Annotated in this window: 11 protein-coding genes and 1 tRNA gene; 9 read left to right on the plus strand and 3 right to left on the minus strand. The window is 65.0% G+C overall.

What is annotated here, in order from left to right; genetic code table 11:
• Window positions 1-47: 47 nt before the first annotated feature.
• Window positions 48-1121, minus strand: a complete 1074-nt coding sequence (locus tag P9273_RS07390) for a LacI family DNA-binding transcriptional regulator (protein ID WP_278048286.1) — start codon at window positions 1119-1121, stop codon at window positions 48-50.
• A gap of 146 nt (window positions 1122-1267) precedes the next feature.
• Between P9273_RS07390 and P9273_RS07395 the strand changes: the two genes are divergently transcribed.
• The gene (locus P9273_RS07395) at window positions 1268-2299 is read left to right on the plus strand and encodes a hydroxyacid dehydrogenase (protein WP_278048287.1); all 1032 of its coding nucleotides are present in this window, start codon (window positions 1268-1270) and stop codon (window positions 2297-2299) included.
• Between the two features lie 132 nt (window positions 2300-2431).
• Here the strand turns inward: P9273_RS07395 and P9273_RS07400 are convergent.
• Both P9273_RS07400 and P9273_RS07405 read right to left on the minus strand, forming a co-directional pair.
• A tRNA-Phe gene (locus P9273_RS07400) sits at window positions 2432-2519 on the minus strand.
• 151 nt (window positions 2520-2670) lie between these two features.
• Window positions 2671-3348: a GntR family transcriptional regulator gene (locus P9273_RS07405; protein WP_278048288.1), complete on the minus strand. Its 678-nt coding sequence runs from the start codon at window positions 3346-3348 to the stop codon at window positions 2671-2673.
• Between the two features lie 139 nt (window positions 3349-3487).
• On the opposite strand from P9273_RS07405, the gene P9273_RS07410 reads away from it, so the two are divergent.
• From P9273_RS07410 to P9273_RS07445, 8 genes are all read left to right on the plus strand, one after another.
• On the plus strand, window positions 3488-4075 hold the full coding sequence (locus P9273_RS07410; RefSeq protein ID WP_278048289.1) for an amino acid synthesis family protein: 588 nt from the start codon (window positions 3488-3490) through the stop codon (window positions 4073-4075).
• Window positions 4068-5906: an alpha/beta fold hydrolase gene (locus tag P9273_RS07415; RefSeq protein WP_278048290.1), complete on the plus strand. Its 1839-nt coding sequence runs from the start codon at window positions 4068-4070 to the stop codon at window positions 5904-5906. The genes P9273_RS07410 and P9273_RS07415 overlap by 8 nt, the downstream gene beginning before the upstream one ends.
• A 5-nt stretch (window positions 5907-5911) precedes the next feature.
• Window positions 5912-6964 (plus strand): LLM class flavin-dependent oxidoreductase, encoded by a 1053-nt coding sequence (locus P9273_RS07420; protein ID WP_278048291.1) that lies wholly within the window; start codon window positions 5912-5914, stop codon window positions 6962-6964.
• Window positions 6961-8436 (plus strand): aldehyde dehydrogenase, encoded by a 1476-nt coding sequence (locus P9273_RS07425; RefSeq protein ID WP_278048292.1) that lies wholly within the window; start codon window positions 6961-6963, stop codon window positions 8434-8436. Before P9273_RS07420 ends, P9273_RS07425 begins: the two co-directional genes overlap by 4 nt.
• A 65-nt stretch (window positions 8437-8501) precedes the next feature.
• Window positions 8502-9506 carry an ABC transporter substrate-binding protein gene (locus P9273_RS07430; RefSeq protein ID WP_278048293.1) on the plus strand — a complete coding sequence of 335 codons (1005 nt, stop codon included), beginning with the start codon at window positions 8502-8504 and terminating at the stop codon, window positions 9504-9506.
• Window positions 9507-9574: 68 nt separating this feature from the next.
• A complete protein-coding gene (locus P9273_RS07435) occupies window positions 9575-10435 on the plus strand; it encodes an ABC transporter permease (protein WP_278048294.1) in 861 nt (286 codons plus the stop codon).
• Between the two features lies 1 nt (window position 10436).
• Complete coding sequence (locus P9273_RS07440) at window positions 10437-11237, plus strand: ABC transporter permease (protein ID WP_278048295.1); 801 nt, start codon at window positions 10437-10439, stop codon at window positions 11235-11237.
• On the plus strand, window positions 11234-12310 hold the full coding sequence (locus P9273_RS07445; RefSeq protein ID WP_278048296.1) for an ABC transporter ATP-binding protein: 1077 nt from the start codon (window positions 11234-11236) through the stop codon (window positions 12308-12310). Before P9273_RS07440 ends, P9273_RS07445 begins: the two co-directional genes overlap by 4 nt.
• The last annotated feature ends 62 nt before the right edge of the window (window positions 12311-12372 follow it).

The following is a 12372-nucleotide window of genomic DNA, read 5'->3' on the forward strand; positions in this document are numbered from 1 at the left end:
TGCCTCGGCCAGGGCCGGCGCCTTTCTTGCGTTGTCGACAATGGGGGCTATTGTCGGTCTCCTCCCCCGGAATGCGGGCCGCTGCCTGGCGAGCCAACGGATTCCCGCATCAAAACCTTGCAGGGTTCGAGCCGCGCCCTGGGCGGTCCGCCGTCGCCTTCGATCCTGCGAAACAAAACCTCCATCGCATTGCCGGCGATCTCGCGCACCGGCTGCACCACAGCTGCGATCGCCGGCCATGTCGCCTGCATCCATTCGGCGTCGTCGAAGCCGACAAGCGAGATGTCGTTCGGGCAGTGCCAGCCGCGCCGACGGAATTCCGACAGCGCCACCAGAGTGCCCTTGAGGAAGAGCGAATAGACCGCTGTCGGCCGGTCGTCTCCAGCCTCTCGTTTGCTGAAATAGTCGCGAAGCAGCGTCCGCAAAGGCTCGACTTCGCTCTCGGAGAGCACGACGTCGATGCGCACCGACGGATTGAGCGCCAGCGCCTGGGTGCGAAACCCTTCGAGGCGGGCGCGCACCGTTGCCGCCTGCTGGCCAAGCCCGACGACCAGGACGTGCCGGTGACCTTGGCCGACAAGCGCGCGCGCCACCTCGGCACTTGCCGCGGCGCTGTCGGCCGAGACCGTGTCGAAAGCGTCGTCGGACAAGACGCGGTCGATCAGCACGCCGGTCATGCCGTTGGCTTTCATGAAGGCGGCGGCCGGCCCGTGCTCGTTGCGCACCGGCGCCAGCACCACGCCGGCAACGCGCCAGTCATGCATGCGGGCAAGGATTTCTTTCTCGCGCGTTTCCGATTCACGGCTCGATGCCGCGACCAGCGTGTAGCCGCGCTGCTCGGCAAGCCCTTCCAGTTCGGTGACCATCGAGCCGAAGAACTCGCTTTCGAATTCCGGCATGATGGCGCCGATGATGCGGCGTTTGGCCCTGCGCATGTCGGAGGCCAGAGGATCGACGCGGTAGCCCAGGCGTTCGACGGCATCGAACACACGCCGGGCGTTCTCCGGCCTCACCGTGGTAACGCCGGCCAGCACCTTGGAGACGGTGGCAGCGGACACGCCGGCATGGCTTGCCACGTCGTGAATCGACGGACGCCTCTGCTTGGCTTCCTGTTGCGCCATTGACCTCCTCCCGAGGGCAGACAGCGGGTTTCGCCGCCTCGCTAATCTAACCGATAAATCGATTTTTCGTTCTTGTAAATCGTTTCACCGGGAGTAAGACTGGAAAGATGTGTTGACGCGATCCAATCGTGTCCCGGGAGGAGAACATGTCCGCTAACACCTTGCCGCTGGTCATCAGCGCACCCGAACCGCGCACGCTCGACCTGATCTTCACGCCGCCGCAACTGGCCCGCCTTCGCAGCCATTATCGCATTGTCGAGACCACGCCGGAAGGCGTTTCCGCCTTACCCGCCGAAACGCTGGCGGACGCGCGCTACATCATCGGTCAGCCGCCGATTTCAGCCGAGACGCTGGAGAAGCTTAAGGCGCTGCGCTGCATCTTCAACGTCGAGACCAACCTCCTCAACAACATGCCTTATGAGACGCTGTTCGCGCGCGGCATCCATGTCGTCACCACCGGCCTTGTCTTTGCCGAGCCGGTGGCGGAGCTTGGCCTTGCAATGGCCCTCAACCTGGCGCGCAACATCGTCGATGCCGACCTCGCCTTCCGGCAGGGCAAGGAATTGTGGGGCGGCGACGGCAATCAGACGGCGCGGCTCTTGTCCGGCGCCGATGTCGGCATCATCGGCTTCGGCGATCTCGGCCGCGCGCTCAACCGTCTGCTGATAGGTTTTCGCACCCGCACCAAGGTCTATGATCCGTGGTTGCCGCCGTCGATCCTGATCGACAACGGCGTCCAGCCGGCCTCGCTGGACGAGGTGCTGTCGCAGAGCGATTTCGTCTTCGTCGTCGCTTCCGTCACCAGCGAGAACCAGGGTTTCCTCGGCGCAGACTCATTCGCCAAAATGCGCAAGGGCGCGGCCTTCATCCTGCTCAGCCGCGCCGGGGTCGTCGACTTCCCGGCACTGATGCAAGCGGTGAAGAGCGGCCACATCGTTGCCGCAAGCGATGTCTTCCCGGAGGAGCCGCTGGCCAAGGACCATCCCGTCCGCGCGCTCCCCGGCTTCCTGCGCTCGGCCCACCGTGCCGGAGCGCTCGATATCGCCTTCAAGCGCATGGGCGACATGGTGCTGGAGGACATGGACCTCGTCGATCGCGGCCTGCCGCCGCTGCGCTCCAAGCGCGCCGAACGTGAGACGGTTTCGCGGATGCGCTCGAAGCCGGTCGACAGGAACTGACAGGAAAGGCATTAGCGTTCACTCCTGCCCAATTGACGCAAGCACCCTAAGAGGTGTTAGGGCTGCATTTCCATGGCGATGCGCCGATGTTCAAATGACTGGCGCCGCTCTCGGGTTCCGGAGCGGCGCCAAAATAGGGTGAGGGATTCGAACCCCCGCGACGATTACTCGCCGTACCGCTTTTCAGGCGGCTGCCATCGACCACTCGAGCCAACCCTCCAATCCGCAGCGTAACCGCGGCGGACTAACTGTATCGCATGTTTTGCAATCCCAGACAAATGTCTGCTCTCCAGACGCAGGCAGCCTGGCAAGGCGGCAATATCTGCCTCTTCGTTTTTCGAGGCACCGTCAGGAATTCCAGCACCTGTATCCTAATCAAGCGTGCCGAGCCGAAGCGCGTCGCGCGCGATCTTCCAAGCCGTCTCCACATGCCGTCGGGCCGCGGCCTCCGCCGCTTCCGGCTTGCGCGAACGGATCGCATCCATGATCGCGTGCATTTCAGCGATCGCCGGCTCGCGGCGGTTCTGCGACAGGATCGTCATCGAGCGCAGCTGGTTGATGCGGACATTGAGGCCGGTAACGATCTCCCAGGCGATGCGCTTGTCGGCGGCCTCGAACAGCACCTCGTAAAAGCTCGCCGTCGCCCGCATCACCTCGGCCGGCACGCCCGACGCCCACGCCTCGAGCAGCTTCGCCAGCGCCGCATCGAGCGAGGCGATCTGATCGTCGGTGGCCGAGGTGGCGCAAGCCCTCGCCGCTATGCCTTCCAGCAGCGCGCGCAACTCGTAGATCTCGTCGGTTCGGCCGAGATCTGGCTTGGCCACAGCCGGCCCGTGCCCCGGTATCATCTGCACAAGGCCTTCGGCCTCCAGTTGCCGCAGCACCTCGCGCACCACCGACCGGCTGACCCCGAGCTGATCGCATAACGGCCTCTCGACCAGCCTTTCGCCGGGCTGGAAATGAAAATCCATGATCGCCTCGCGCATGCGCTCCAGCGCCAGCGTCCTCAACGTCTTGGCGGAGCGGTCGATGCGAAGCGTGTCAGCCATTTTCCTCAAATCCCTAGCCTCGTCACAAAAACAGATTCCATGACCGATTGACAAGGCACGCGGCACTCCATAGCATGGTATACCATAAGACGATAGAGGAATCGATGCAGCCGCGAGCGGCTCCATCCCGAGGAATTTCATGCAGCCGGCTATTCGCAAGATCGTGACCTATACCGAGAACACGCTGATCGAGGGCGGCAAGGCAGCCCCGCGGCCGTTGCGCCTGATCGGCGTCGCCGCTGTGCTCACCAACCCATGGGCCGGCCGCGGCTTCGTCGAGGATCTCTCTCCCGAAATCCGCGCCTTCGCGCCAGTACTCGGCGAAACGCTGACCAATGAGATCATCGGTGTCGCGGGTTCGGGCGAAGCAATCGAAGGCTACGGCAAGGCCGCCATCTGCGGCACGTCAGGCGAGATCGAGCATGCCTCGGCGCTGATCCACACCCTGCATTTCGGCAACCATTATCGCCGCGCCGTCGGCGCCAAGACCTATCTCGCCTTCACCAATTTGCGCGGCGGTCCCAACACGCCGATCATGATTCCGCTGATGGACAAGAACGACGAAGGCCGCCGCTCGCATTATCTCACCGTGCATTTCCAGATCGGCGACGCCCCTGCCCCGGACGAGCTGGTGGTGGCGCTCGGCGCATCGATCGGCGGCCGGCCGCATCACCGCATCGGCGATCGCTATCAGGACCTGAAGGAGCTCGGAGACCTGCATGGCTGACGCCGCGACGATCCGCAGCAAGGCGACCGACGGCACCGGCTTCGTCCGTGCCGGTGCGGGCGCGCCGGTCCTGCTCATCCATGGCGTCGGCATGGATGCGGCGATCTGGCAGCCGCAGATCGCCGCCATGCAAGATCGGTTCGACGTGATCGCCATCGACATGCTCGGCCATGGCGCTTCGCCTTTGCCCCCGGAAAACGCCGGCCTCTCCGACTTCGCCGATCAGGCGATCCGCCTGCTTGATCATCTCGGCTTGGGCCGCGTCGCTGTCGTCGGCCACTCGATGGGCGCGCTGGTGGCACAGGAAATCGCCCTTCGCGCGCCGGCTCGCGTCAACGCGCTGGTCTGCCTCAACGCTGTCTTTCGCCGCCCTCCCGAGCTTGCGCAGGCAGTGCGCGAACGGGCGGCAGCGCTCGGCGGCCCCGGCGATCCGGCAGCCATCGCCGCGACGATCGCGCGCTGGTTCGGCAATCCGATTCCGCCGGGCCTCTCAGACGCGGCCGCGACGGCCCGCGCGGCGCTCGAAAGCGTCGACGCCGAGGGCTATGCCCGCACCTACCGCCTCTTTGCCAGCGCCGATACCGCACATGCCGATCGGCTGGCCGACCTTGCCGTACCCGCACTGTTCATGACCGGCTCGGAAGATCGCAACTCCACGCCCGCCATGTCGGCAGCCATGGCGCGTCTTGCTCCGGCCGGACGGTGCCTGGTGCTGAGCGGCGAAAAGCACATGATGACAATCGCTTCGCCGCAAAAGGTGACTCCGCGCATCATGGCCTTTCTCGACCGGGTGGAAGATGTTCCCGCAAGCGCCGAGGCGGCTCCGGCGTTCGACGCCCCCGCATTCGATGCCCCCGCATTCGACGCCATGGAGTTCCGACGTGCGCTGGGCTCGTTCCTGACCGGCGTCACCATCGTCACCACCATCGACGAGGCCGGCGACCCGCGCGGCTTCACCGCAAACTCCTTCACCTCGGTCTCGCTCGATCCGCCGCTGGTGCTGGTCTGCATCGCCAAGAAGGCGCTGGGGCATCAGGCCTTCTCGACCTCCAGGGGCTTTGCCGTCAACATCCTGGCGGAAGCTCAGAAGGCCGCGTCCGGAATCTTCGCCTCGAAGGTTCCTGACAAGTTCGCGTCCGTCGCGTGGCAGCCGGGACAGACCGGCAATCCGCTGATCGAGGGATCGGTCGCGGTGTTCGACTGCAGCATGGAGCAGTTGATCGATGCCGGCGATCATTCGATCCTCATCGGCCGCGTCCATGACTTCAGCCACAATGGTGCGCAGCCTCTCGGATACTGCCGGGGCGCCTATGTGACGCCCGGCCTCAGCCAGGAAGCACTTGCGGCTGCCGCTCCACCCGGAACGGAAGTGGGCGCGATTCTGGAGAACGAAGGCCGCGTGCTCTTCTTCGAGACCGCAGAGGGGTTCCACCAATTGCCCGCCGGCTGGGGCCTCGGTGCCGCGAACGATGCCCGCAGCCTCAGGGGAAAACTCGCCGCCAAGGCGATCGATGCCGAGCTCGGCTTCCTCTACGCGGTGTGGGACGACGCGACGGACACTGCCCGCACGCACGTCTATTATCGCGGAACGGTGGACGCCCCCGTCTCGGGCGACGGCCAGATCCGCTTTGTCGAGATTGAGCGCATCGCCGAATTGAAGATCGCCGACCCGGCAGTGCGTTCGATGCTCGCCCGCTACGCACGCGAGCGCGCCGAGGACACGTTCGGCGTCTATGTCGGCAACGAAGTCGAAGGCGAGGTCCGGCCGCTCGCCAAGCCGGCACCGTCGGCGCCGATCCATTCCGGCCCAATCCATTCCGGCCAGCGGTGAGACCGATGAAGTTTTCGCTTTTCGTCCATATGGAGCGCTCGGACCTCGCCAAGCCGCATTCCGAACTGCTGGCGGAACTGGAAGAACTGGTCCTGCTGGCGGAGCAGGCCGGCTTCGAGACAGCCTGGATCGGCGAGCACCACGGGATGGAATTCACCATCTCGCCGAACCCGTTCATCAACATCGCCTATCTCGCCGCCAAGACGAAAACCATCCGTCTCGGCACCGGCACGATCATCGCGCCCTTCTGGCATCCGATCAAACTCGCGGGCGAAGCGGCAATGGCCGATGTCGTCACCGGCGGCAGGCTGGATCTGGGCATCGCGCGCGGCGCCTACAGCTATGAGTATCAGCGCGTCTTCCCCGGGCTGGATGCATGGGGCGCCGGCCAGCGCATGCGCGAGATGATTCCGGCGATCCGCGGCCTTTGGGACGGGGACTACGAGCATTCCGGCGAGTTCTGGCAGTTCCCGCCGACCACCTCGTCTCCCAAGCCTTTGCAAAAACCCTACCCGCCGATCTGGGTGGCCGCGCGCGACCCGAATTCGCACGACTTCGCGGTCGCCAACAGATGCCAGGTGCAAGTGACGCCGCTCGCCTCCGGCGACGGCGAGGTCGCGAGTCTGATGGAGCGCTTCAACGCCGCCTGCCAGGCGCATCCGGACATTCCGCGGCCGGAAATCATGCTCTTGATGCACACATTCGTCGCAGAGGACGCCGCCGACGCCGACAGCCTGACCCAGGACCTGTCGCAGTTCTACTGCCAGTTCGGCGCCTGGTTTCAGAACAAGAAACCCGTCCGCCAAGGCGTCCTGGAGCCGCTGACCGAGGAAGAGATCGCGGCGATGCCGCAATACGCACCGGAGAAGATCCGGCAGAACCTGGTCATCGGCGAGGCAGACGAGGTGATCGCCAGGCTGAAGACTTACGAGGCGCAGGGCTACGACCAGTACTCGATCTGGATCGACAGCGGACTTTCGCACGAGCGCAAGAAGAAATCGCTGCAGCTGTTCATCGACAAGGTGATGCCGGCCTTCCAGGAGGAAGACGCGCGATGAGCAGCACTGTCTTCAGGAACTACATAGACGGCCAGTTCACTGAGCCCGCCTCCAGCTTCGACAGCGTCGATCCGTCCACGGGCCTGCCCTGGGCGACGATGCCGACCGCGTCCGTTGCCGATGTCGACCGCGCCGTGGAGGCCGCGCGTCGGGCGCTGCGTTCCGGCCCTTGGGCGGCGATGACCGCGACCGCGCGGGGCAAGCTGCTGGTGAAGCTCGGCGATCTCGTCGCTGCCAATGCCGGCCGGCTGGCCGAGCTGGAAACGCGCGATACCGGCAAGATCATCCGCGAGACGCGCTCGCAGATCGCCTATGTCGGCGACTATTACCGCTATTATGGCGGGCTGGCCGACAAGCACGAAGGCGCCTTCATCCCGATCGACAAGGCCGACATGGAGGTGACGGTGCGGCCCGAACCGATCGGCGTCGTCGCGGCCGTCGTGCCATGGAACTCTCAGCTCTTCCTGTCGGCGGTCAAGCTCGGCCCGGCGCTGGCCGCCGGCTGCACGGTGGTTCTCAAGGCCTCCGAGGATGGCCCGGCGCCGCTGCTCGCTTTCGCCGAACTCGTCCACGAAGCCGGCTTCCCGGCGGGCAGCGTCAACATCATCACCGGCTTCGGCCACGATTGCGGGCATCGCCTGACAAGCCATCCGCTGGTCGCGCGCGTCGCCTTCACGGGCGGTCCTTCGACCGCCCGGCGGATCGTCGCCAACACGGCCGAGAACCTCGCCTACACGACGCTCGAGCTCGGCGGCAAAAGCCCGGTCGTCGTCTTCGCCGACGCCGATCTCGACAGCGCGGCCAATGCCGTCGTGGCGGGCATCTTCGCGGCGACAGGCCAGAGCTGCGTCGCCGGCTCGCGGCTCTTGGTCGAGCGGTCGGTCAAGGATGATTTTCTCGCCCGGCTGAAACGCAAGGCCGAAGCCATCGTCATCGGCGACCCGCAGGACCCGGCGACCGAGGTGGGCCCGCTGGCGACGGCGCGCCAGCGCGAAAGGATCGAGGCGATCGTCTCGGAAAGCGTGGCGGCGGGCGGGCGGCTCGTCACGGGCGGCGCGCGGCCGAAGGACAAGACCGACGGATACTACTACGCGCCGACCATCATCGAGGCGCAGGACCAGGCCCTCGCCTGCGTGCGCGAAGAGCTGTTCGGCCCGGTGCTCAGCGTGCTCGCCTTCGACACCGAGGCCGAGGCGCTGGCTTTAGCCAACGACACGCCCTTCGGGCTCGCTTCCGGCATCTTCACCTCGAATCTCGCCAAGGCGCATCGCATGGCGCGCGGCATCCATGCCGGCGTCGTCTGGGTCAACACCTACCGCGCCGTATCGCCGCTGGTGCCCTTCGGCGGCTACGGCCTTTCCGGCCTCGGCCGCGAGGGCGGCCTCGACGCCATCCGCGACTACACGCGCCCGAAATCTGTGTGGATCCGCACCTCGGACGACCCGATCCCCGATCCCTTCGTCATGCGCTGAGGGGCGTGACGAAGGTTGGACTGACAAGAACAAGAAACGGAACAAACAAATCAGAGGAGAACGACATGAAACTGATTTTTGCCGGCATCCTTGCCGGGTTGATGGCGACGACGGCCGCGAAGGCCGACGAAATGGTCTTCACCAGCTGGGGTGGGACGACCCAGGAAGCCCAAACCAAATCCTGGGCCGAACCATTCAGCGCTTCGTCGGGCATCAAGGTGTTGCAGGACGGTCCGACCGACTACGGCAAGCTGAAGGCCATGGTCGACGCCAAGAACGTCACTTGGGACGTCGTCGACGTCGAGATGGACTTCGCCATCAAGGCGGCCAAGGATGGCCTGCTCGAGCCGATCGACTTCGCCGTCGTGCCGAAGGCCGATCTCGACCCGCGCTTCTCGAATGAGAACGCCGTTGGCAGCTTCTACTATTCCTTCGTGCTCGCTTGGAACAAAGGCGCCGTCTCCGGCGAACCGGCGAGCTGGGCCGACATGTTCGACACCAAGAAATTTCCCGGAAAGCGCACCTTCTACAAATGGTCGGCGCCAGGTGTGATCGAGATCGCGCTGCTCGCCGACGGCGTGCCGGCCGACAAGCTCTATCCGCTCGACCTCGACCGCGCCTTCAAGAAGCTCGACACCATCAAGTCCGACATCGTCTGGTGGGGCGGCGGCGCTGAATCGCAGCAGTTGATCGCCTCCGGCGAGGCCGCTTTCGGCCAGCTCTGGAACGGCCGCGTCTTCGCGCTGGAAAAGGACGGCGCCGACGTCGGCGTTTCCTGGAACCAGAACCTCACCGCCGCCGATGTGCTTGTCGTGCCGAAGGGCGCCAAGAACAAGGACGCCGCCATGAAATTCCTCGCCGCTGCGACCAGCCCCACCGGCCAGGCGAAGTTCGCGGAGGCCAGCGGCTATGCGCCGATCAACACCAAGGCCAAGGCAGAGATGCCCGCTGACGTGGTCAAGGGCCTGCCCGACGCCCATGTCGAGAGCCAGATCAACCTCGACATGAACTATTGGGCCGAGCATCGCGACGAGATCGCCACGCGCTGGTACGCCTGGCAGGCGAAGTGACGCGCGTTCCTTCATGACAAAATTCGGGACGGCACCGGCCGTCCCGATCGCCAATCCGGGATACCGAGATGTCGGTAGAAGCACAGCAAGGGATCGCAACCCCTCGGATACCGGCAGGCCTTGGCGGCCTGCTTCCGGCGTTGATCCTTATCGGACTGTTTTTCGTCGTGCCGGTGCTGGCGCTGTTGCTGCGTAGCGTCACCGATCCCGCTCCGGGCCTGCAGAATTACGCGGCGCTGCTGGGCGACGGCACCTATGCGCGGGTGTTCTTCAACAGTTTCCTGGTCGCCGCCGTCGTCACCATCGTCACCGTGCTCGTCGCCTTCCCGGTCGCCTGGATGCTGGCCATCATGCCGCCTGCGCTCGCCTCGATCCTGTTCGGCATCATCATCCTCTCGATGTGGACGAACCTGTTGACCCGCACTTATGCTTGGATGGTGCTGTTGCAGCGCACCGGTGTCATCAACCGGGCGCTGATGGCCGCGGGCATCATCGACCAGCCGCTGCCGCTCATCAACAATCTCACCGGTGTCACCATCGGCATGGTCTATATCATGCTGCCATTCATGATCCTGCCGCTGGTCGGCACCTTGCGGGCCATCGATCCGATGACTTTGCGCGCGGCCGCCCTTTGCGGCGCGAGCCCGCTTGCCGCCTTCCGCCGCATCCTTTTGCCGCTCTCGCTTCCCGGCATCGCCGCCGGCGGCCTGATGGTCTTCGTCATGTCGCTTGGCTATTTCGTCACGCCCGCGCTGCTCGGCGGCACGTCGAACATGATGCTCGCCGAAATGATCGCGCAGATGATCCAGTCGCTGCTCAACTGGGGACTGGGGAGTGCTGCCGCCTTCATCCTGCTCGTCGTCACCATGGCGCTCTACGCGCTGCAACTGCGCCTGGTCGGCGCAAGACGCACGACCGGAGGCGCCTGAGATGCTGCTCGACTATGACCGTCTCGGCTGGCTGAAGGTCGCGCTGCTTGCCTTCACCACGCTCGTTGCGGCCTTCCTTCTGCTGCCTGTGGTCTTCATCGTCCTGCTGTCCTTCGGCTCGTCGCGCTGGCTGGCGTTCCCACCGCCCGGCTGGACGCTGAAATGGTATCAGGAGCTGTTTGCCGATCCGTCCTGGATCGAGGCCGCGCTGACCAGCGCCCGCATTGCTACGATGACGGCGATCCTCGCCGTCGCCATCGGCCTGCTCGCCTCCTTCGCGCTGGTTCGCGGCCAGTTCGGCGGCCGCGAGATCCTGCGCGGGCTGCTGCTCACGCCAATGGTCCTGCCGGTCGTCGTCTTTGCCATTGCCATCTATGCCTTCTTCCTGAGGCTTGGCCTTGGCGGCACGACCGTCGGCTTCGTCGTCGCTCACACCGTGCTTGCCCTGCCCTTCGCCATCATCCCGATCGCCACCGCGCTCGAAGGCTTCGACAAGTCGATCGAGGACGCGGCCATCGTCTGCGGCGCGAGCCCGCTGCAGGCCAAGCTACGCATCACTCTGCCGTCGATCCGCATCGGCATTTTCTCCGCCGCGATCTTTTCCTTCCTGGCCTCCTGGGACGAGGTGGTCGTGGCGATCTTCATGGCGAGCCCCACCTTGCAGACCTTGCCGGTCAAGATCTGGGGCAGCCTTCGCTCCGATCTCACGCCCGTGATCGCCGCCGCCTCCAGCCTGCTGGTCGCGCTCACGCTGGCCCTGATGATCGTGACGGCACTCTTGCGCCGAAAGCTGCAGACATGACCCAGCCCTTCCTCTCGATCCGTAACTTGCGCAAGGCGTTCGGCGCCTTCACCGCCGTTCACGATGTCACGCTGGATATCCCGAAGGGCGAGTTCCTGACCTTTCTCGGACCGTCCGGCTCAGGCAAATCGACCACGCTCTATGCCATTGCCGGCTTTCAGGATCCGACCTCCGGCGACGTGCTGCTGCAAGGCAAGTCGTTGCTTTCGGTGCCCTCGCACAAGCGCAACATCGGCATGGTCTTTCAGCGCTACACACTCTTCCCGCATCTGACCGTCGCCGAAAACGTCGCTTTCCCGCTCCGCGTCCGCCGCCGGCCCGATGTCGAGGTCAAGCGGAAGGTCGCCGACATGCTCTCGCTGGTGCGGCTGGAAAACTTCGCCGAACGTCTGCCCGCGGCTCTCTCGGGCGGTCAGCAGCAACGTGTCGCGCTCGCCCGCGCGCTGGCCTACGATCCCCCGATCCTTCTGATGGACGAGCCGCTCTCGGCGCTCGACAAAAAACTGCGTGAAGAAATCCAGGCCGAGATCCGACGCATCCATCGCGAGACCGGCGTCACCATCCTCTACGTCACCCACGATCAGGAAGAAGCGCTGCATCTGTCAGACCGCATCGCCCTCTTCCGCGAAGGCCGCATCGAGCAGATCGGTACCGGTGAGGACCTTTATCTCAGACCCGCCACCGATTTCGTCGCCGGCTTCATCGGCAACTCGAATTTCCTCGCCGCGGAACATCTGGAAACGGTGGGCGGCACCTCCACCATCCGCCTCGCCGATGGCGCGCTCGTCTCCGGCATAAGCGCGAACGGCAGCTTCGAGCGGGGGCAGAAGACCAGGCTGATGATCAGGCCGGAAGCTTTTCGTTTGGAGCGCTCGCCGAACAATGCGGAGCTTTCGGTCGAGATCGTCGATGTCGCCTTCTACGGCGAGCGCCGGCGAATTGTCGCGCGCACAAGCGCCGGCCAGGAAATTGACATCCGGCCGACCTCCGCCGCGCTCGCGGCGCAGGAAGTCGCGCCTTCCCGTCGCCCGGTGTTTTTCGATCCTGGCGCGGCTTTCCTGTTTCCCGCCTGACCGTCGATTGCCCTTCGGGTCGAGCCGCTATGAACAAATTTTGATTTTGCCGCGATTGCCGG

This window comes from Mesorhizobium sp. WSM4935 (assembly GCF_029625735.1).
Classification (GTDB): domain Bacteria; phylum Pseudomonadota; class Alphaproteobacteria; order Rhizobiales; family Rhizobiaceae; genus Mesorhizobium.

What these genes read in the sequence shown, in the direction of transcription:
- P9273_RS07390 (WP_278048286.1), bottom strand. Translation starts at nt 1,121, where the DNA reads ATGGCGCAACAGGAAGCCAAGCAGAGGCGTCCGTCGATTCACGACGTG.
- P9273_RS07395 (WP_278048287.1), top strand. Translation starts at nt 1,268, where the DNA reads ATGTCCGCTAACACCTTGCCGCTGGTCATCAGCGCACCCGAACCGCGC.
- P9273_RS07405 (WP_278048288.1), bottom strand. Translation starts at nt 3,348, where the DNA reads ATGGCTGACACGCTTCGCATCGACCGCTCCGCCAAGACGTTGAGGACG.
- P9273_RS07410 (WP_278048289.1), top strand. Translation starts at nt 3,488, where the DNA reads ATGCAGCCGGCTATTCGCAAGATCGTGACCTATACCGAGAACACGCTG.
- P9273_RS07415 (WP_278048290.1), top strand. Translation starts at nt 4,068, where the DNA reads ATGGCTGACGCCGCGACGATCCGCAGCAAGGCGACCGACGGCACCGGC.
- P9273_RS07420 (WP_278048291.1), top strand. Translation starts at nt 5,912, where the DNA reads ATGAAGTTTTCGCTTTTCGTCCATATGGAGCGCTCGGACCTCGCCAAG.
- P9273_RS07425 (WP_278048292.1), top strand. Translation starts at nt 6,961, where the DNA reads ATGAGCAGCACTGTCTTCAGGAACTACATAGACGGCCAGTTCACTGAG.
- P9273_RS07430 (WP_278048293.1), top strand. Translation starts at nt 8,502, where the DNA reads ATGAAACTGATTTTTGCCGGCATCCTTGCCGGGTTGATGGCGACGACG.
- P9273_RS07435 (WP_278048294.1), top strand. Translation starts at nt 9,575, where the DNA reads ATGTCGGTAGAAGCACAGCAAGGGATCGCAACCCCTCGGATACCGGCA.
- P9273_RS07440 (WP_278048295.1), top strand. Translation starts at nt 10,437, where the DNA reads ATGCTGCTCGACTATGACCGTCTCGGCTGGCTGAAGGTCGCGCTGCTT.
- P9273_RS07445 (WP_278048296.1), top strand. Translation starts at nt 11,234, where the DNA reads ATGACCCAGCCCTTCCTCTCGATCCGTAACTTGCGCAAGGCGTTCGGC.